Source organism: Lachnospiraceae bacterium JLR.KK002 (assembly GCA_036941025.1).
Classification (GTDB): domain Bacteria; phylum Bacillota; class Clostridia; order Lachnospirales; family Lachnospiraceae; genus Petralouisia.
In genome coordinates, this window is sequence record JAYMNP010000001.1 from 252,159 (window position 1) to 272,837 (window position 20,679).

General features: G+C 46.6%; 17 protein-coding genes and 2 pseudogenes. 16 read left to right on the forward strand and 3 right to left on the reverse strand.

The features are described from left to right. Nucleotides 1-171 precede the first annotated feature (171 nt). On the forward strand, nt 172-1,176 hold the full coding sequence (pdxA, locus tag VSQ32_01300; protein MEH2941521.1) for a 4-hydroxythreonine-4-phosphate dehydrogenase PdxA: 1,005 nt from the start codon (nt 172-174) through the stop codon (nt 1,174-1,176). A 138-nt stretch (nt 1,177-1,314) separates the two neighbouring features. Here pdxA and VSQ32_01305 read toward each other — a convergent pair whose 3' ends face one another. Then, on the reverse strand, nt 1,315-2,220 hold the full coding sequence (locus VSQ32_01305) for an AraC family transcriptional regulator (protein ID MEH2941522.1): 906 nt from the start codon (nt 2,218-2,220) through the stop codon (nt 1,315-1,317). A 231-nt stretch (nt 2,221-2,451) separates the two neighbouring features. On the opposite strand from VSQ32_01305, the gene VSQ32_01310 reads away from it, so the two are divergent. The 4 genes from VSQ32_01310 (at nt 2,452) to pdaA (ending at nt 6,833) form a co-directional block, all read left to right on the forward strand. Continuing rightward, nucleotides 2,452-4,149 (forward strand): alpha-glucosidase, encoded by a 1,698-nt coding sequence (locus VSQ32_01310; GenBank protein ID MEH2941523.1) that lies wholly within the window; start codon nt 2,452-2,454, stop codon nt 4,147-4,149. Next, the gene (locus VSQ32_01315; GenBank protein MEH2941524.1) at nt 4,146-4,784 is read left to right on the forward strand and encodes a sugar O-acetyltransferase; all 639 of its coding nucleotides are present in this window, start codon (nt 4,146-4,148) and stop codon (nt 4,782-4,784) included. Before VSQ32_01310 ends, VSQ32_01315 begins: the two co-directional genes overlap by 4 nt. A 79-nt stretch (nt 4,785-4,863) precedes the next feature. Next, nucleotides 4,864-5,421 carry a DJ-1 family glyoxalase III gene (locus VSQ32_01320; GenBank protein ID MEH2941525.1) on the forward strand — a complete coding sequence of 186 codons (558 nt, stop codon included), beginning with the start codon at nt 4,864-4,866 and terminating at the stop codon, nt 5,419-5,421. A 599-nt stretch (nt 5,422-6,020) separates the two neighbouring features. Then, complete coding sequence (pdaA, locus tag VSQ32_01325) at nt 6,021-6,833, forward strand: delta-lactam-biosynthetic de-N-acetylase (protein MEH2941526.1); 813 nt, start codon at nt 6,021-6,023, stop codon at nt 6,831-6,833. Nucleotides 6,834-6,954: 121 nt separating this feature from the next. On the opposite strand, the gene VSQ32_01330 is transcribed toward pdaA, so the two are convergent. Further along, the gene (locus VSQ32_01330) at nt 6,955-8,205 is read right to left on the reverse strand and encodes a phosphotransferase (GenBank protein MEH2941527.1); all 1,251 of its coding nucleotides are present in this window, start codon (nt 8,203-8,205) and stop codon (nt 6,955-6,957) included. A 238-nt stretch (nt 8,206-8,443) separates the two neighbouring features. Between VSQ32_01330 and VSQ32_01335 the strand changes: the two genes are divergently transcribed. The 5 genes from VSQ32_01335 (at nt 8,444) to VSQ32_01355 (ending at nt 12,868) form a co-directional block, all read left to right on the forward strand. Next, on the forward strand, nt 8,444-9,205 hold the full coding sequence (locus VSQ32_01335) for a hypothetical protein (protein ID MEH2941528.1): 762 nt from the start codon (nt 8,444-8,446) through the stop codon (nt 9,203-9,205). Further along, nucleotides 9,193-10,140, forward strand: coding sequence for a site-specific DNA-methyltransferase (locus tag VSQ32_01340; GenBank protein ID MEH2941529.1), 948 nt, complete (start codon nt 9,193-9,195; stop codon nt 10,138-10,140). The genes VSQ32_01335 and VSQ32_01340 overlap by 13 nt, the downstream gene beginning before the upstream one ends. Nucleotides 10,141-10,161: 21 nt before the next feature. Then, entirely contained in the window at nt 10,162-10,713 is a 552-nt protein-coding gene (locus VSQ32_01345; protein ID MEH2941530.1) for a GrpB family protein, read from the forward strand. A 162-nt stretch (nt 10,714-10,875) separates the two neighbouring features. Next, the gene (locus VSQ32_01350; protein MEH2941531.1) at nt 10,876-12,294 is read left to right on the forward strand and encodes a glycoside hydrolase family 125 protein; all 1,419 of its coding nucleotides are present in this window, start codon (nt 10,876-10,878) and stop codon (nt 12,292-12,294) included. A 79-nt stretch (nt 12,295-12,373) separates the two neighbouring features. Further along, nucleotides 12,374-12,868 (forward strand): AraC family transcriptional regulator, encoded by a 495-nt coding sequence (locus tag VSQ32_01355; protein MEH2941532.1) that lies wholly within the window; start codon nt 12,374-12,376, stop codon nt 12,866-12,868. Here VSQ32_01355 and VSQ32_01360 read toward each other — a convergent pair. After that, nucleotides 12,831-13,553: a PD-(D/E)XK nuclease family transposase gene (locus VSQ32_01360; GenBank protein MEH2941533.1), complete on the reverse strand. Its 723-nt coding sequence runs from the start codon at nt 13,551-13,553 to the stop codon at nt 12,831-12,833. The two genes, VSQ32_01355 and VSQ32_01360, sit on opposite strands and share 38 nt — an antisense overlap. A gap of 463 nt (nt 13,554-14,016) precedes the next feature. On the opposite strand from VSQ32_01360, the pseudogene VSQ32_01365 reads away from it, so the two are divergent. The 6 genes and pseudogenes from VSQ32_01365 (at nt 14,017) to VSQ32_01390 (ending at nt 20,637) form a co-directional block, all read left to right on the forward strand. Next, nucleotides 14,017-14,916 (forward strand): annotated as a pseudogene (locus tag VSQ32_01365) (carbohydrate ABC transporter permease). 22 nt (nt 14,917-14,938) lie between these two features. Continuing rightward, nucleotides 14,939-16,064: pseudogene (locus VSQ32_01370) on the forward strand (DUF3502 domain-containing protein). An 85-nt stretch (nt 16,065-16,149) separates the two neighbouring features. Next, the gene (locus tag VSQ32_01375; GenBank protein ID MEH2941534.1) at nt 16,150-16,896 is read left to right on the forward strand and encodes a copper homeostasis protein CutC; all 747 of its coding nucleotides are present in this window, start codon (nt 16,150-16,152) and stop codon (nt 16,894-16,896) included. Then, nucleotides 16,883-19,510: a transglutaminase-like domain-containing protein gene (locus VSQ32_01380; protein MEH2941535.1), complete on the forward strand. Its 2,628-nt coding sequence runs from the start codon at nt 16,883-16,885 to the stop codon at nt 19,508-19,510. Before VSQ32_01375 ends, VSQ32_01380 begins: the two co-directional genes overlap by 14 nt. 60 nt (nt 19,511-19,570) lie before the next feature. Further along, nucleotides 19,571-20,344: an aldose 1-epimerase family protein gene (locus tag VSQ32_01385; protein MEH2941536.1), complete on the forward strand. Its 774-nt coding sequence runs from the start codon at nt 19,571-19,573 to the stop codon at nt 20,342-20,344. Then, a complete protein-coding gene (locus VSQ32_01390) occupies nt 20,257-20,637 on the forward strand; it encodes a DUF4432 family protein (GenBank protein ID MEH2941537.1) in 381 nt (126 codons plus the stop codon). The genes VSQ32_01385 and VSQ32_01390 overlap by 88 nt, the downstream gene beginning before the upstream one ends. Nucleotides 20,638-20,679 lie beyond the last annotated feature (42 nt).

The window sequence follows — 20,679 nt, forward strand, 5'->3', positions numbered from 1 at the left end:
CGAAACGTTGTTGCTTATCATGGTGTTATTATTTGCAAAGAAAAAGAAAATATTATGGAAAATATTATGTTTTCTGGTTAAAAATAGCAAAAAAAGAACTTGACAGATTCCGGCCGGATATGTGTATAGTATGGGTATGGTAGAAGTATGAAAACAGAAAGGGTGAAACATATGAAAAAACCACGTATTGCAGTGCCCATGGGAGACGCCGCGGGAATCGGGCCGGAAATTGCGGCGAAGGCGGCCGCCTCTTCGAAAGTAGCTGAGGCGGCGGAGTGCATTGTAATCGGAGAAAAGTCCATTATGGAGCGGGCGGTTCGGATTACCGGTACAAATCTTAAGCTCCACCTGATTCGGGAGCCGGAGGAAGGAGAGTTCCGCCGGGGTGTGCTGAATTTTCTGGATTTGAAAAATCTGGACGAAAGCCAGGCTGTATTTGGAAAAGTAAACGGCATGTGCGGGAAGGCCGCATACGAATATATTGAAAAGAGCATTCTTCTTGCCAGTTCCGGCAGGGTGGATGCAGTGGCCACAACGCCCATCAACAAGGAATCTCTGCGGGCAGGAGGCGTCCCTTTTATCGGCCACACGGAGATTTTCGGCGCCCTGACCCACACGGAGGATCCGCTGACCATGTTTGAGACCAACGGTATGCGGGTGTTTTTCCTGACCAGACACGTGTCTCTGCGGGAAATGCTGGATTTGATTACAAAAGACAGAATCAAAAATTATGTGAAACGCTGCCTGAAAGCACTGGAAAAGCTGGGTGTGACAGGGGGAACCATGGCAGTTGCGGGTTTAAATCCCCACTGCGGAGAACATGGCCTGTTCGGCTGGGAGGAAGTGCATGAAATTATTCCTGCAGTGGAAGAGCTTAAGGCGGAAGGATATCCGGTGGCCGGGCCCATCGGAGCGGATTCCGTGTTCCATCAGGCGGCCATGGGAACCTACAACAGCGTACTGTCGCTGTACCACGACCAGGGACACATTGCCACGAAGACCCTTGATTTTGAAAAGACCATTTCCGTCACCAACGGAATGCCCATCCTGCGCACCTCTGTGGACCATGGAACTGCCTTTGATATTGCGGGAACGGGGAAAGCGGGAGAAGTGAGCATGGTGGAAGCCATACTTCTTGCCGCAAAATATGCGCCTGCTTTTGCAGGAAAGAGCTGATTTCCTGTGGAGAAGCCAGTGAAGGGGACGGTCTGTGGGAGCTGCATGTTCTTCCACGCTTTCACCTTCCTTTAAAGCGCAGCCAGCGGAGTGTGGATGGTCTGCGGAATTTGCGGCGGTATGACCTTCCATGCCCCATCAGCTCTGCGGCGGGGGTTTGGTTTTCAGTTTGAGAAATTCTCCTGGCGTCATATGGTATTTCTTTTTAAAGGCCCGGTGGAAATAGGAAAGGTTGCGGAATCCCACGGACAGTGAAACGTCCAGAATGGAAGCGTTTTCGTCTTCCAGAAGTTCCACAGCCTTTTCCAGCCGCAGGTTGTTCAGGTATTCCACACAGGTCATGTTCATATGCTTTTTGAAAAAGCGCATAAAGTGATATTCACTGAAGTAGCACAGGCCGGCCAGGTCGGAGACGGAGACGGCGTCCATGTAATGCAGCTCCAGATAATCCAGGACGGTTTTCAGCTTTTCGGAATGAACAGCGTTGGAGCTGTCGGAAGAAGGCACATGTTCCTTAAATTGCAGCAGCAGGAAAATCATCTGTAATAGCAGGGCTTTCAGAGCCAGCTCATATCCGGGGATTCCCCCGTCGTACAGGTTGCTGATCTGTCCGAAAATTTTCCGCAGGGAAAGATAAGCCGGGTGTTCCGGTTTGATGACCGCCGGCAGAATCATTTCATGATGGGCCAGGGGCTGCAGGTATCTGGTGGAGCAGATGTCCGTGGAGTTTCCGCCCAGAAAATTCATATGAAATACATACGTTTCCGATACAAGGCCGCAGCCTTCCGGAGAGGAGGCGGAGTGGAGAGCCAGAGGCGGAACGAAAATCAAATCTTCCGGCTCTGTTTCATATTCGGTCAAATCAATATGGTAAATCCCTTTTCCCTTTGAAATCAGCGTAAATTCCGCTTCCTCATGCCAGTGGGTAGTCAGCACCGGATATTCCGGAGAAAAAGAAGTAATATATTTCTGTATGGGGAAAAAGGATTCTCCGTGTCTGGCGTCTTCTTTCTGTTCTGAAATCAGAGAGTGTAATTTTTTCATTTCTTACCTCCTGTTTTGCAGGTCCATCTGTCCTGTCTTTATCATCCCGGCAAAGATATCTGCCGGAAAAGAGCAGGATTGTGTCATAACAGGCAAATATATTGCAAGAAAATCTGTGAATATACCATTATAATAGCAGTATCTTACAAAGAAAGAAAGCATTTTTTAAAATCTGTGTGAAAAAGATGTTAGCATATGACAGACAAAGCGTCAGAACAGGAGGAAGCAGAGATGGAAGTAAAGAGAAAATGGTGGCATGACAAAGTGGCATATCAGATTTACCCGAAAAGTTTTTACGATACCAACGGGGACGGAATCGGAGATTTACAGGGAATCATTGCAAAACTGGATTATCTGAAAGAACTGGGCATTGACCTTATCTGGATTTCCCCCATTTACGAGTCCCCTTTTGTGGACCAGGGCTATGATATTTCGGATTATTACGGAATTGCACCGGAATTCGGAACCATGGAGGATTTTGAAAAACTGCTGGCGGAGGCAAAAAAGCACGGAATACAGATTGTGATGGATTTGGTGATTAACCATTGTTCCGATAAACACGAATGGTTTCAGAAAGCCCTTGCGGACCCGGAAGGGGAATATGCCGATTACTTTTATTTTCGGGAAGGGAAAGACGGAAATCCTCCCGGAAACTACCGGTCTTATTTTGGAGGAAGCTGCTGGGAGCCTGTGCCGGGAACCGATAAATATTATTTTCACGCATTTGCAAAAGAGCAGCCGGATTTGAACTGGGAAAATCCGAAAATGAAGCAGGATTTGTATGATATGATTAACTGGTGGCTGGACAAGGGGCTGGCAGGCTTCCGGATTGACGCCATCATCAATATTAAAAAAGATGTGAACTTCCCGGATCTGGAGCCGGACGGCCCGGACGGACTGGCTGGCTATCACCGGGCGGTGGAGCAGACCACCGGAATCGGAGAGCTGCTGGAAGAACTGAAGAACAACACCTTTGCAAAGTATGATGCTTTTACCGTGGGGGAAGTATTCAACATGCATGAAGAGGAGCTGCCGGAATTCATTGGTGAGAACGGGCATTTTTCCACAATTTTTGATTTCAGCGCCCATTGCCTCAGCGAAGGAGAGCATGGCTGGTACGACGCGCCGGACATTGATTTTAAGGAGTGGCGCGCTGCCATAGTAAATTCCCAGCTTGAAGTGCAGAACGTAGGATTTGAGGCCAATATTATTGAAAATCATGATGAGCCCAGAGGGGTTTCCAGATTTCTGCCGGAATATGCCAGAAATCCGGCGGGAACCAAGATGCTGGGGACAGTGAGCCTGCTGCTGCGGGGGATTCCTTTCCTGTATCAGGGACAGGAAATCGGAATGCAGAACTGCGAATGGAACAGCAGCGAGGAATGGGATGATATCAGCACCAAAGACCAGTACCAGACTGCCAGAGAGGCGGGACTTTCTGAGAAAGATGCCCTTAAGGCCTGTGCCAGAATGAGCCGGGACAACGCCAGAACGCCCATGCAGTGGAGCAGTGAGAAAAACGCAGGATTTACCGAAGGCACTCCCTGGATGAAAGTAAATCCGAACTATTCCGAAATCAATGTAAAGGACCAGCAGGAACAGGAGGATTCCGTGCTTCATTATTATCAGAAACTGATTGCCCTGCGCAAATCAGAGGAATATAAGGAAGTATTTACTTACGGAGTATTTGCGCCCGTATATGGGGAGCAGGAATCTGTAATGGCTTTTTACCGGACTCTGGAAGAAGAAAACCAGGAAAACGGAGAGAAAAGAGTGCTGGTTGCAGCTAATTTCGGAAAAGAACCTGTGGAACTGCAGCCGGAATATAAGGTAAGCAAGGTGCTTCTTTCCAATCTGCCGGAAAATCAGGCCGGAGAAAAACTGGTGCTGGCAGGCTGCGGTGTTATGGTATTGGAGTGTGGAATATGAATCAGAAAGAACGAATGCTTGCCGGGCTTCCATATAAAGCATGGATGGACGGACTGACAGAGGAGCGAAATGCAAATAAGCTGCGGATTTACCGTTATAATCAACTTTCACCGGAGCAGAGCGAAGAACGGGAGAAACTGATACGGGGAATTCTGGGAAGCTGCGGGGAGAGTATTCATGTGGAAGCGCCCTTCCGCTGCGATTATGGGTATAATATTGAAGTTGGAAATAATTTTTATTCCAATTACAACCTGACGATTCTCGATGTGGGTAAAGTAATCATCGGAGAAAACGCAATGTTTGCTCCCAACGTTTCCATTTATACTGCCGGCCATCCCGTCCATCCGGATTCCAGAAATTCCGGCTACGAATACGGAATCGGAGTCACCATTGGAAATAATGTATGGATTGGGGGAAATGCGGTAATCAATCCGGGCGTACATATCGGGGATAACGCGGTGATTGGTTCCGGCAGTGTGGTCACCGGAGATATCCCTGCGAATGTGATTGCAGCGGGGAATCCCTGTAAAGTTCTGCGGCCCATAACCGATGAGGACAGAAAATATTATTATAAAAATCGGAGATTTGACGTGAAAGATTACAACGACGGGGTTCTTAATATGAATGATTTGTGATATAATGAGGCTGTTGCAATGAGTAACATACATTTGCTTTTCGGAAAGAAAACAGCACAAAGAAAGGAACATATATATCATGAAAAAAACAGGCGTATTTCTGGCAGAAGGATTTGAGGAAATCGAGGGTCTGACCGTGGTGGATATTCTGCGCCGGGCCGGAATTGATGCGGTAACCATTTCTGTTATGGGCAAAAAAGAGGTCTGCGGTTCCCATAACATTACGGTTCTGGCAGATATTTTATTCGAGGAAGTAAATTTTGAGGAATACGAAGGAGTTGTGCTTCCGGGAGGAATGCCGGGTACCACAAACCTGGGCAGCCATTCGGGCGTCCATGATATCATAACATCTTTTGCGGAGCAGGGAAAACTGGTGGCGGCTATCTGTGCGGCGCCCGGTGTTCTGGGACAGGCGGGAATCCTGGCAGGAAAGAAAGCTGCCTGCTATCCGGGATTTGAAGATAAACTCGTCGGAGCGGAAGTAACGTATGAAGAAGTGGCGGAAGACGGAAATATAATTACCAGCCGGGGCATGGGAACTGCCATTCCTTTCGGACTGAGGCTTACATCTTATCTTACCACGGAACAGAAGGCGAAAGAGCTGGCGGAGGCTATTATTTATTCCCGCGGGCATTGAGCTATGCAGCAGCCGCAGGATTTGGCCAATGCCGCGAGGGTTAAAATGTTACGCAATGAAAAAGGGACTGGAAATTTCCGGTTCCTTTTTCTTCTGCAGAAAATTTTTACGGCTGGATTATTCATTGCGGTGAAGCCTCGCTTTTAAATCTTTTCTGCAGGAATGATCGGCTTTCTGGAGAATAGCCGTCAGGTATTCCTCAGTTTCTTCTTCTGTAAATTCTCCCAGCTACCGCATATTTAATACACCCAACGCGAGCGACATCAGTTTTGAATTTTGAACTGATGGCAGATTTTTTAATGTAAGAATCATTCCTGCATTTGAAAATCAACAGCATTTTAAATTCTGTGAAATAAAAACATAGCAGTTCAGCCCAGGACTTTGCACCTGCTGCAAAGTCCGTAAGAAGATGTGAATTCAGCCGGAGAATCCGGCTCTTTGCTGAAAGCAGATTTTACATGGGCCGGATTCTGTAACAGGAAGGCCGCAGGCTGAACTGTTACAGAAAAACCGCTGGTTTCCCGGCATGAAAAACCTTCCAGGACAATATAATGTAACAAAAGAACGTTGCTCTTTACAGGAGCAGAAAGGAAGTTACTGTGCTGCGAAACATAAAAATAACAACATGTCTGGCGGTACTGGTGCTTTTCGCCGGTTCCTTTTTCCTTGGAAGGTTTGCGGCTCAGGTTGCGCCCACCATCAGTTCAGCCATTCAGACGGACGCAGAGGAGAACTGGGGGCTGAGTTTTCAGGAAGAAGGAAAACTGCCGGTTGCCAACGCCACCATTCAGGAAATGGAAAAATACAATGCATGTTATGCGGAGGACACCCAGGAAAAGGTTCTTTACCTTACCTTTGACTGCGGGTTTGAGAACGGGAATACGCCTGCAATTCTGGACGCATTGAAAAAACATAAGGCAAAGGCAGCATTTTTTGTTGTGGGAAATTATCTGGAAACCAGTCCGGATCTGGTGAAACGGATGATAGAAGAAGGGCATATCGTAGGAAACCACAGCTATCACCATCCTGATATGTCTCAGATGGGAAAAGAAGAATTTTCCAAAGAGCTGGGAGAACTGGAGGCTTTATATGAACAGGTGGCGGGAACACCCATGGCGAAATATTACCGTCCTCCTCAGGGAAAATACAGCAAATCCAGCCTGCAGTTTGCAAAGGATCTGGGATACAGAACCGTATTCTGGAGTCTTGCCTATGTGGACTGGAATCAGGACAGCCAGCCTACTCATGAAGAGGCTTTTGACAAACTGCTGAAACGGGTGCATCCGGGGGCAGTGGTACTGTTACATAATACATCGAAGACAAACGGGGAAATTCTGGATGAACTGCTGACAAAATGGGAGGAAATGGGGTATACCTTCAAATCTCTGGAAGAACTGCCGAAAGCAGGATAGAGGATTTTTCATGTAATTCAGATTGGAATACTCATTGTTGTCTTTGCTAATTTGATTTATCAGATTTACAGGGAAAAAGAAATAGCCGCCGCTACCCGCAATAGTGACGGCTTATTTCTTTTTATACATCCACACCGGCATAGTCATGAATGAGACTGCAGAAATCCTCAATACTGCGGAGTTCTTCTGCGTGCTTCAGCGTATATTCTGCAATTTCCAGAGCGCGCTTCTGCACAAGGCCCATAAGCTCCGGATGTTTGATTCGGGCAAAGTCACAGGGCTGTGTCCAGTCAGAAGGCGTTCTGCATGCGGCGGTTACTGCAGCGAAGCGGACACCGTCGCAGAAAAAAGACATAAAATATGTTTCCGGAACGATGTTTCTCAGTGCGGGGCGTTTCGGTCGGTATTTTGCAAATAACTGCCTGAGGGTTTCCAGACAGCCGTCAAACAGGCCGCGAATCATATCAAGGTCGTACTGCTGCATACAAAGGCGCGACTCGTATGAAAGTTCCGGTGTTCCCAGCCAGGAAACATAATTGACAATAAAGCTGCCGGCAATTCGTCCCAAATCCCCGAAAAAGGCAGAATAGCCGCCGTATTCACAGTCAATCAGGCGTACCTCGCCGGGGGCAATCATAATATTTCCGGTATGTAAATCCGTATGGCAGATACACTGTTTTTCCTCGTAAAACCGCGTGCCCATCTCGTAGACCATCGCTTTCAGTCTCCGGTTTGCGGCTATGCGCCGATGGGTTTCGCGGGCTTCTGCCTCAAAGGGTCTGGCGGGGTTGAACAGAGCGCAGCTTTCCTGAAACAGCAAATCCAGAAGCAGTTCTTTGGCTCCCTGCGCGTCAAAAAGCTGTTCCCACTGTCTTTTCGTCCGGGTATCCAGATAAAGGTCCGAGGTAAAAAACAGCATTTCAGCCAGAAACGCTCCAATGCGTATTCCAAAGTCAGGGAACTGCTGTTGTTCTGCCAGCTGAAACCGCATATTTCTCAGATGGCTCAAATCTTCCATGCAGATAATGCCCTGCTCTGTATCCTGAAAATAAACCTTCGGCGTAATTCCGGGATAAATTACATCCATCAGCACCATGGCCCGTACTTCCTTTACAGTGCGGCCTCTGGCGGTAGGACGCAGGATACCCTCATGTTTCATCAATGCCAGTACATAAGGCATAACCTGTTTGAAAATCAGAGATTTTCCGGTATGGACATCCCTTACCTGATAAATCAGGTTGACCAGTCCCTCCGTTTCTTTGCTCCCGGAAGCAATATTTCTGATGTTCAGTTTTGCATCGGCAGGAAACAGGCCGTGTTTTTTCACGTAGCGTTCTGTTTCCAGTTCTGTAAATTCTCTGATTTTATCCATAAGGGTCTCTCCTGTTCAAAGTTCCTTCCAGTATAATATCTGCCGATATTATACCATAATCACTCCGTGATATGGTATGGTACCGTTGCCCATTCGGGCGGTATAATATCTGACGATATTATACCATAAAAGCAATCATGGAGGAAGTATCTGATTCAGAAATCAATGGAGATTTCATGTAATTGCAGGGGGAGTATGGTATAATGGACAGGAATGATATATAAAAGGAGCTGAAATTTTGAAGTACGAAGATTTACTTTTAAAGCAGCCTCTGGAATCTGCAACATATAAAGAAGATTCCGAATTTGTTATTACTCAGATTAGAAAAATTCTTGACAGGCAAAAAGAAACAGGTGATGATAAAATTATAATAAACACCAATTTAAAAATGGGTCTTCCTCTGGAAAATATTAATAAAATTGCCGGCCCCATGATTGAAGCCTGGGCGGATGAAGTGTTTGCAGGAATCAGAGATAACATGGATAATGACTATCATCTTATCAATGTAGAAGCTCAGGAACGTTTGGGGATGGCAGATATTATTTTACAGTTCAGGAAGGGGAATACTGTCCTGACAGGAAATGTAGATGTGAAAGCTGCAGCAGATGATATTCCAGGCAGTGGTAAAGGGCCAAATATTACAAGTTTTAGCAGAATACGGACTGCATATGTAAGAGATCCGGATTTTATGTTTGTTATTCTTTCCATAAAGCACAGGGTATATGTGCAGAAAAATGCAGATACGGGATTAATGGATGGAATCATGGAAGTATCAGATTATAATGTGTATGATTTGAAGTTTATCAGTGACATGGATATAAATTATAATCCGTCACTGGGGACAGGGCAGATACAGATAAAAGATATCCATTATGTCTCTTATCAGTACAGAACTACATGGGAAATGTGCCAGTTGCTGGATTATAAATATTTACACAGCAGCAGGAGAACGATTGAAGATTTTTACAGGGAGGCTTCAAAAAACGGATGGATAAAATAGATAATCAGTTTTTAATTACAGGGGATGCAATTGAAAAATTGCAGGAGCTGCCTGATAAATCCATTGATTTGGTTGTGACAGATCCGCCTTATAATTTGAATAAAAACTATGGAAAGAGTCAGGACAGGCTGGAATTTGATGAATATATAGAATTTAGTAAGAACTGGATTTCAGAATGCAGCAGGGTATTAAAGGACAATGGCAGCATATATGTTTTTATGGGAATGAGATATATTTCATATATATATGAAATATTGGAGAAAACATTTGGATTTGCATTTAACGGGTGGATTACATGGTATTATACTCAGGGTGTGGGAAAAACAAAAGGGTTCAGCCCAAGACACGATGATATACTGTTTTTCACAAAGAATGCAAAAAATTTCACGTTTAACCTTGATGATATCAGGGTGCCGCAGAAATTTTACAGAAGCGTGAACAATATGCGTGGCGCAAATCCGGGAAACGTGTGGGAATTTTCCCATATGCATTATTGTAATACGAACCGTCAGCAACACCCCACACAGAAGCCGGAAGGGCTTTATGAGCGGATGATACTGGCCAGCTCAAATGAGGGAGATACTGTGCTTGATCCCTTTTTGGGCTCCGGGACGCTGCTGAGAGTGTGCCAGCAGCTAAACAGATACGGGATAGGAATTGATAATAATTCAGAATATATTGAGATGGCTAAAAACAGACTTCTGGAGCCTTTTTCCGGCTTTGACAGCATGGATGAAAGGATGAGCAGAGTGCCAAATGATTTAAATGATCCGGATATCAGAATAACTTATTTATACAATCATATTGAGTGGTTTTTAAAAAATCATAGAGATGCTGTTCCAAAATTTCTGGAGGAAGTAAAAAGCAAATATCTGGTAAAAATGATAGAAACCGGACAGGTTTCTATCTTTGACGACTACGGTATCAGAATTTAAACATACAAAGGAGGATTCCGGATGAACCGACAACTCTCTGAAATGAGTCTCGAAGAACTGTGGCAGCTATTTCCGATTTTCCTCACAGAGCACAAACCATACTGGAAAGACTGGTATGAAGAAGAAGCGGCCCTGTTAAAGGAACATCTGCCTGCAAGGCAGGTGGCTCGTATCAGCCATATCGGCAGCACAGCCATAAAAGATATACAGGCAAAGCCCATCATTGATATTCTGGTGGAAATTACAGAAGACAGTGAATTTGAAACGTTTTCCGAATGTATTGTACGGGCGGGATACCTTTGTATGTCGGAAGAAGAGCAGCGCCTGTCCTTCAATAAGGGGTATACGGAACAGGGGTTTGCAGAACGGGTATTCCATCTGCACCTGCGCCGGGCGGGAGACAATGATGAACTGTATTTCCGTGATTACCTGAGTGCCCGTCCTCAGATTGCCAGGGAGTATGAAAAGCTGAAGCTGGGCCTGTGGAAACAGTTTGAGCACGACCGGGACAGGTATACCGAAGGAAAGACAGCATTTGTGAAAAAATATACCCGGTACGCAAAAGAACAATAATTATGCGCACTTGCATGAATGGAATAATATCAGGTTCAGTGGACATATCCGTTCTGTGTCTCCGGAAGCAATTGTTTCCTCTCAGTATGGATGTTATGATGAAATTCCGGAATGAGTCAGACCGGACAGATTATAACAAAAAGAATCATGGGAGGAAAAGAAATGACACAGAATCAAAGGTATGCTTCCATCTGCCGCGTGTTTCGGAATGTGGAAGAGAAATTACGAGAATACCCCAAAATAGTTGAAATATTTCAAAACTGCTATCTGAATACACTGGACGCCACGGTGAAATCCATGGATGACGGAACAACCTATGTGATTACAGGAGATATTCCCGCCATGTGGCTGCGGGATTCCACCGCGCAGCTTCGGCCCTTTCTTCCGGTGGCGGAGCAGGAACCTGCGCTGCAGGAGATTCTGGCCGGACTGTCCAGGAGGCAGTTTCAGTACATTCAGACAGACCCCTATGCCAATGCTTTTAATGAGGCGGACAACGGAAACTGCTGGGAACATGATATTACGGAGCAGAACGGATGGGTATGGGAACGGAAATACGAAGTGGATTCCCTGTGCTATCCTCTGCAGTTTGCATATCTGCTCTGGAAAAATACCAGGTGCAGGGAGCACCCGGACTCGTCCTTTCAGGCAGGAGCCGGAAAAATTCTGCAGGTGTTCCGGACAGAGCAGTACCACGAAGAGAGGTCTCCATATAGTTTTGTGCGGCAGAATACATATTTTAAAGATACCCTTTCCAGAGACGGGAAAGGGGCGTTGGTGAAATCGGGAATCGGCATGACCTGGTCAGGGTTTCGTCCCAGTGACGATGCGTGTATGTACGGTTATCTGGTTCCTTCCAATATGTTTGCCGTTGTGGCGCTGGGCTATCTGGAAGAAATGGCGGGCAGTATTCTGAAGGATTGGGAAATGCAGAAAGAGGCGGCGGACTTAAAAGAACAGATTTATCAGGGCATAGAAACCTGCGGAATTGTAAAGACAGAAGAATTCGGAGAGGTATACGCCTGTGAGACGGATGGATACGGTCAGTACAACCTGATGGACGATGTAAATGTACCCAGTCTGCTTTCCATGGCCCCGGCTCTTTCGGCGGTCATGTATGCCATGAACCGGCTGATACAGGGAACAGAGCGGAGCGGATTTGCAGATTACCGGAAAGGCTACTGCTCTGATTTTGGGCAGAAAATGCAGCTTGGGGCAGGTCAGCTTACTGCAGTGCTGCTCTGCTGGACCAACATTGAATTTTTTACGCTGCAGGTTCGGATTCTTCCGCTGGCAATTATATTTATACTGATGTTTGCGGCTGCACTGCTGGTTACGCCCAATCTTTATCTGCTGGCCAGCCGGTATGAAATGGAGAATATGCAGATTGTGAAGACCGCGGTAACTCTGCTGATTGCCAGGCCCGTATCCACCCTCGGAAATCTGGCGGCCTTTGCCATCCTTCTGGCGGCTTTTGAGATTTCGGCGGGGACAACCGTGCTGTTTATGGGCAGCGTTTACGGGTTTCTGATTATGTTTATGAATCAGAGCATTATGCAGAAACTGGAAAGCAGAAATTAAACAGAGACAATCAGGGAATGCAGGAATCTGCATTTCCTTTTTGTGATTTTGCGAAGAACGTACAGCAAAGAGGAAAGCTATGGAAGATTTGTTTATCAATAATATACGAGGAGATGCGTCCGCGGGTTCTCTGTACCAGATGGCAGTCAGGATGGCCATGCTGCTGCAGGAAATCAAAAAGGAATATAAGCTGGAATCGGGCAAGTTCCAGGATATTACCGAGTTGATTGAAATCATTTTCCGGGCAGATGATATTCATGGAATCCGGACGGCATTTGCCTCGGAAATTACAGAGATTATCGCCTGTATGCATGAGGAGGATTCCCGGTATACCCCGGTAGTGCGTCAGATTATTGCTAAGGTACAGCAGAACTACAGGGAAGATATGAACCTGAAAACTCTGGCTTATAAATACCATATGAACGCTTCCTATCTGGGACAGATTTTTCAGAAAGAGGTGGGTTGTTCCTTCGCCCGGTATCTGAGCAATACGAAAAACGGAATCGCAAAGGAGCTGATTCTGAATACAAAAATCATTATTCAAATATGTCTTCCGGAAGTAATTCTCTCATAAGTTTTTCCTGGAATTCGAGGTCTTCCGTAGTGCGCTGTAAGTCGTCATAACGCTTATTTTTCAATAAAATGGCATTTAATTTGTTGACTTTACCGATTTCTTCTGAAGTAATTCGTTCCATAATTTCGCACATAACATCCAGTCCTCCTTCTGTTTCTTTATATCGGTGTTTCATTTCAGATGTTTTTGGAAATTTGCTGTTGTAAATATTATCACTGGCAAACACTTCCATGAGTTCAGATACTTCTGAATCATTTTTAATCTTTGTATTTACATAAACTTCTTCAAATCCATTACTGACAATTTTTCCTGTTTCTCTGACCACACGATTAATATGATAAAGTGGAAGATTGCCCTCAAAAATATCAAATTTGGAAATAAATACCACGCATACATCAGGAATTTTCTCAAATTTTATGCCGGGATTAGTAATGTTAGTTGTGAGAATGGCACTATTATAGCGAACTCTCCGCTGATGGTCATCATTATCTGATTTCTGTACTTCGATGTCTACCTGAGTACCATTGCCCCTGATACATCTGGCATCAAGAATCACAGACCGTCCCTGCAGATTTGTTCCTGTCCATTGGGGGACAGATTCAAGAACTGTCAGTTTATTATCTTCAAGTATGACACGGAGTATTTCCTGACAGAATTCTTTGTCTTCTGCCATTTTGCGAAACATTAAATCATCGACAGGATTCAACTTTCTGGCTTCTTCCCGTATTTTGCTTTTTTATGCATATGAAATCCTTTTGCTGTATCTGTAACAAATTATGTCTGATAGCAGTATATCATATTTTACCCGTTCAACAACTGAAATTTTTATGAATTTTGTAAAGACATAACTGTAATTTGTACAATGAACCTGAAAGTTTTCAACTTTCCGTGCAAATTCCACAATGATATAGTAAACAAAAAACATACTGCATATTGACGAACCGGTAAGGACATATGCAGTAGGAAAAGAAGGAGGTTTCAAAGTGAAAGCAAACATCAAAAAAGCCGGAAAGCCGAAAGGGAATTTCATAAGCCGGCTGAAAGCCAATAAGGAACTGCTGGTCTTAAGTATGCCGGGTGCAATCTGATTTCTGTTTTTTGCTTATCTGCCATTATTCGGAATCCTGGTGGCATTTAAGAAATTCCGGCTGTCCGGGGACGGATTTTTCTACAACCTGTTTAATGTGCTGTTTAACATATTTCTGACAATCCTGTCTCTGATTTGCGTGATTCCCTTTATTTGCGTGATTATCATTTCCATTACGGATGAGGAGTCACTGGCCATGAACGGATACCGGTTTATACCGGAAAAGTTCAGTCTGTACGCCTGTGAATATATTGTAAGCGCAGGCGAAAACATTCTGAGAAGCTATGGGGTGACCATCCTTGTGACCGTTCTGGGCACATTGACTGGACTGTTTCTGACAGGCACTTATGCCTATACCCTGTCCAGAAAAAATTACGCCTGCCGGAAATTTTTTACCACGGTTATTACCATCCCCATACTGTTCAACGGAGGTATGATTGCCAATTATCTGATTGTGACAAAGGTTCTGATGTTAAAAGATACCATATGGGCGCTGATTTTGCCCCTCTGTCTGAATTCATTTAATATTATTGTGCTGCGGACCTTTTTTTAGACCAGCATTCCGGATGCAGTGGTGGAATCCGCCAAAATTGACGGGGCCTCAGAATGGCGGCTGTTTTTCCAGATAGTTATTCCCATGGCGCTGCCGGGACTGGCCACCATCGGGCTGTTTCTGACACTGGGTTACTGGAACGGCTGGTTTAACGCCATGATGTACATGGATAACCGGGACCTGATACCTCTGCAGTACCTGCTGATTCAGATAGAAAGCTCTATTGACTGGCTGGCCAACAACAAGGCCACCATGGGAGTGGACGGGATTGCAGTGGCGGCCAATATGCCGAAAGAGACCATTAAAATGGCAATTGTGGTCATATCCACATTGCCGATTATCTTTGCCTATTCGTTTTTCCAGAGATACTTTGTAAATGGATTGACGGTAGGTGCAGTGAAGGAGTAAGATTGAACAAGGAGGAGAAATCATGAAATTCAGAAAAATTGTATCTGTTGGCCTTGCGGCAGTTATGGCTGCGGGACTGCTTGCCGGCTGCGGCGGGAAAAAAGAAACCAATTCCAGCGGGGAAGAAGTGGTGGAGCTGACCTGGTGGCAGATTGGAGACGCTCAGAAAGACCAGGAAAAGGTGCTGGAGAAAGTCAACGAATACACCCAGGAAAAGATAGGGGTAAAACTGAAAATCAATACCGCCGGATGTGGTGCCCATGTATTTAACCAGCAGTTATTCCGCACCCACTTACATGGATTTGATTCAGAATCCGGTGGGAATCGAATACGGTGATGAAACCCTTACCGTAAAAAATGTATTTGAAACGGAGAAGATGAAATCCACCCTGGATACCATGCGGAAATATTATACGGCAGGCTATATCAACAAAGACGCCGCTACCGCCTCCGACGACAAATCCATCAAACGTTTTGTGACAAAAGGAGACGGTCAGCCTTATGCGGATCTGGTATGGGGCAAGGACCTGGGATATGAAGTGGTGGCAACTCCCATTATGGATACTTATGTGACAAATATTTCCGCACGGGGCGCTCTGACCGCAGTGAATGATCAGACTAAACATCCGGAAAAGGCAGTGGAGCTTCTGAACCTGATTAACACAGATGAATATCTGAGAAATCTTCTGAACTACGGAATTGAAGGAGAGCACTGGGACAAAGTGGAGGTTCCGGCCGAGGAAGCCAGAGAGGCGGAAGGCAAGCCTTATGTGTATGAAAATAAAATTAAACTGAATGAGGAAACCAGGAAAAACTATTCCGTTTCCTACTGGGTACGGGGCGGACTGTTTAACACTTATGTACTGGAAAATGAGCCTTTGGACAAATGGGCGACCTTTAAGGAATTTAATGATTCTTCCGTGGAAGCGCCCTCTTTTGGATTTGACTTTGATTTGAACCCGGTCAGCACCGAAGTGGCAGGATTCGGAAATGTTATGGATGAGTTTGGAAAATCTCTGTTTACCGGAAGCGTTGACCCGGAAGAATATCTGCCTAAATTGCAGGAGAAGCTGAAAGCCACCGGCATTGACAAAGTAATAGAAGAAATGCAGAAACAGATTGACGAGTGGAAGGCGGCAAAAGAATAACATATATAACGAAGGAGAAAGGCAGCCGGAATATCCTGTGTCATTTGGGACAGGGCTGTCTTTTTCCGGAAAACGGAGGCGGGACATGAAAAGAAAGCTGGAAGTATGTGTGGATTCGGTGGAATCTGCGGTCATTGCAAAGGAAGCGGGTGCGGACTGTCTGGAGGTCTGCGCCAGCCTGATAATCGGAGGAACAACGCCGGGGGTCAGCCAGTTCAGGCAAATCCGTGAAAAGTGCAAAATTCCTCTGCATGTGCTGGTGCGTCCCAGATTCGGTGATTTTCTGTATACGGATGCGGAATTTCAGATGATACGGGAAGACGTCCGTATGTTCCGGGAACTGGGAGCAGAAGGTGTTGTGGTGGGATGTCTGAAGTCGGACGGAACTCTGGACACAGACAGAATGCAGCAGTTAAGAGAAGCGGCAGGCCCTTTGCGGATAACGCTGCACCGTGCTTTTGACGTATGCAAAGACCCGTATCGAACCCTGGAAGAGGCGGTTTCCCTGGGAATCGACACCGTTCTTACTTCCGGTCAGGCCCCTGTCTGCACGGAAGGAAAGGAAGTGCTGAAACAGCTTCTTGCGCAGGCGGATGGCCGGATTGAGATTCTTCTTGGCAGCGGGGTAAATGATAAGGTCATACGCGAGATGACAGAAGAACTTCATGCAGCCAGTTTTCACATGTCCGGAAAACGGACGCTGGACAGCGGTATGACATACCGGAACGGGCGGGTTCATATGGGCCTTCCCGCGTTCAGTGAATTTGAAATTCTGCGCACGGACAGAGAGGAAATCAGAAAAGCAAGGCAGGCGCTGGATGAAGCCGGATAAGATAAAGTCGGATAAAATGAAGTCGGATAAAATGAAGCCGGATAAGATAAAACCGGATAAAAGGAGGAAATCAGAAATGTTTTCAAAAGCACTGTGGGAATATGCCCGGCGGCAGTACGACAGCCGGCTGCCGTTTATGGGATATTTAAAAAACGAAATTCAGAGGAACATGGAGATGTGTACCCCGGAGGAACAGCTTCTGATGAAATTTTTTTACGGAACCATGCCCCTGCGGGATATGGGCGAATATGGATTCGATGTGTTTCTGGCCTTTGTCCGCCACGGCCTTATGCTGCGGGAAAACGTGGAGTGGTGCCGCCGGCTTCCGGAGGAAATATTTCTCCATAATGTCCTGTATTACCGGATTAATTCAGAAAATATTGAGGACTGCAGGCCTTTCTTTTATGAGCAGTTATGGGAGCGGATACAGGGAAAGACCATGACGGAAGCAGTGCTGGAAATTAATTACTGGTGTGCGGAAAACGGAACCTACGAGACGTCTGATTTCAGAACCATTTCCCCGCTGACCATGTACAAAGCCGGCGCAGGACGGTGCGGAGAGGAATCCACCTTTGCGGTGACAGCATTCCGCAGCGTGGGAATTCCCGCAAGGCAGGTGTATACCCCCAAATGGGCCCATTGTGACGATAACCACGCCTGGGTGGAAGTATATGCGGACGGAGACTGGCATTTCCTTGGGGCCTGCGAGCCGGAACCGGTACTGGATAAGGGATGGTTTTCCAATGCCTCTTCCCGAACCATGATGGTTCACGCCAGGGAATTTTCAGATTACGGCAATCAGGAATCCTGCTTTCGGCAGGGTGAGCTTCCCTGTTATAACAATGTGACATTCCGGTATACCAAAACCAGGGAACTTGAGATAAAGGTGGAGGATTCCAGGGGCCCAGCATCACATGCCAGAGTTTATACGGAACTTCTGAACAGTGCGGAATATGGCAGTATGGCGGTACTGGATACAGATGAGGATGGAAGTGCAGTCCTGTGTACCGGTATGGGTACTTTACATCTGTGGGCTGCTATGGGAGAGAAAACAGCCGAAGCCCTGATTGATACCAGGCAGCAGGATAAAGTTCTGCTTACCCTGACAGAAGAACAGGCTCCGGCGGGCGTCTGGAGAGATATTGACATAAAGGCGCCGGAGGAGCAGAACCTCTGCAAAGTTACCATAACCAGGGAGCAGAAAAACCAAAACCGCCGGCGTATGCAGGAAGCGGCAGCTTTGCGGGCCGGAAGAATCCGCAGCTATTACAAAGCAGAACTGGCAGAAAAATATCCGGAGGGGCAGGAATTTTTGCGCCTTGCGGCAGGGAATTTTGACCAGATATTTCGGTTTCTTGCAAAGGATGATAACCCGGACCGGGCAGGCCTGCTGCGCAGTCTGAGCAGGAAAGATTACCTGGACGCCAGGGCAGATGTGCTGGAACATCATTTGCAGTATGCCGGAACATACCGTCTGGAATGGGAAGAAAAGGAGAAAAGGGAACTGTATGAACAGTACATTCTCTGCCCCAGGATTTTTTATGAAGAACTGACCTGCTACCGGGAGGAAATTCTGAAATATTTCAGTCAGGAGGAGAAACGACGTTTCCGGGAACAGCCGGAAACCCTCTGGCGTTATGTCCGGGAGCAGACATTTTATGAAGAAATATATGATTACAGCACGATTTTTTCCACGCCGCTGAATACATTGCAATTCCGGTTTGGTAATCCCATGAGTCAGAAAATTCTCTGTGCGGCCATTCTGCGTACCCTGGGAGTTCCGGCACGTATCAGCCAGGCGGAACAGGAAGTGGAGGTTTATCAGGGAGATAAATTTGTAAAAATATCAGGAACCGGGGAAGAACAGAAGGCACCGGAACGGGTAACCCTTACCCTGAAACGGAAACCGGAGAAAGACTGGATATATTATCAGAACTGGACCATCGGACAGTTCCGGCAGGGGCGGTTTATCACCTTGGATTACCAGGGACTGGAGTTTGAAACTCTGGAGCAGAAGCTGGAACTGGAGCCTGGGCTTTACCGGATTATCACTGCAAACCGTTTGCCGGGAGGGGACCAGCTTGCAGCAGAATATAAATTCTGCCTGGAGCCGGGACTTCCCCAGGAGGCGGAACTGCGTATGCGTACCGGGCAGCCGGAAGAACTGCTGGTATCAAGACAACTGGAAGATTTTGATTTGAAAGAGGACGGGCACATAATCAATGCTTCCGCTCTGACCGCTCAGGGCGTACATATTCTGGCATTTCTGGAGCCGGGTGAGGAGCCCACGGAGCATGTGCTGAATGAAATGTATCAGCTCCGTGAAAATTTCCGGGCCCTGGAAGCGGGAATCTGCTTTGCGGTGCGGGAGGAAAGGATACGGAAAACCCCGGCCTGGGAACGGCTCCTGAAGGCAGTTCCGGAGATAAAGGTGGTGACCGGGGATTTTGACGAGCTGACGGAGCCGCTGGCCCGGCGCATGTACACGGACCCGGAAAAACTTCCGCTGCTTTTCATTCTGAATCCGGGCCTTAAGGCTGTTTACGCCGGCAGCGGCTATCAGGCCGGCAGTGTGAATCTGCTGCTGGAACTGTTAAAAGCAAACGGAGCGTAATGTCCGTTGTGAATCTCATATTGAAAGTGAGTCATACTGGAAAGGTGAAATAACGAAATCATGGAGAAGAAAAATTTACTCAGCCATGTGGGCAACATGCAGCAGCTTATGTACGCGCGCCCGGTAACTTATGAAGAAGGCAGAGCCAGGGGAATGAAAGCATATGAGGTGAAAAACGGCCCGCTGGCATTTACCATAACGGCGGATAAATGTATGGACATTGCAGAAGCGTCTTTTCAGGGTTATAATGTCAGTTTTCTGTCAAAGCCGGGACTGATGGGCAGAAATCATTTTGATACCGGAGAAGCGGAAGCCCAGCGCAGCATTATGGGCGGTCTTCTGTTTACCTGCGGCCTGGAAAATATCGGCGGGCCCTGCAGCCTGGAGGGGAAAGAGTATCCCATGCACGGAAGGATACGCACCACGCCCGCAGAACATGTGGGAGCCGATATCTGCCGGACGGGAGAAGATTATACCCTGACTTTAACGGGAGAACTGCGGGAGGCAGAGCTGTTCGGGGAAAATATTGTGCTGCGGAGGAAAATTACCACCGTGTACGGAGAACATAAAATCTGTATTGAGGACAGGATTTCCAATGAGGGATTCCGGAGGGAGCCCATGATGCTGCTGTATCATATCAATGCGGGCTATCCGCTGTTGTCGGAAAAATCCCGGATTATCCTGCCCACCAGGAAAGTACGGCCCAGAGATGAATTGCGGCCTCCCATACACAGGATTACGACAGGATGGAGCCGCCGGGAGACAATGAACCGGAATACGTGTTTTTCCATGAAATGGCGGCGGATTCCCAGGGAAATACTTTTGGGGCGGTAATCAATGAGGATTTGGGGATTGGCCTGAAAACAGAATACAATCTGAAAGAACTGCCGTATCTCATGCAGTGGAAATCCATTGCCTCCGGAGACTATGTGGTGGGCCTTGAGCCTGCCAACTCCAGCGTGTACGGAAGAGCGTACCATTTCAGAGAACACAGCCTGCACACCAGGGAACCTCTGGAAACGGAAGTGAAACATCTTACCCTGAGCTTTCTGGCTGGGAAGGAACTGGAGCAGGTGAAAGATGAAGCAGAAAAGCTGTGCAGGGAGAATAGAAGCTGTCGGTTATAGCTGTTGACAGGTAATCGCGAAATGCAATGACTGTACATGAAA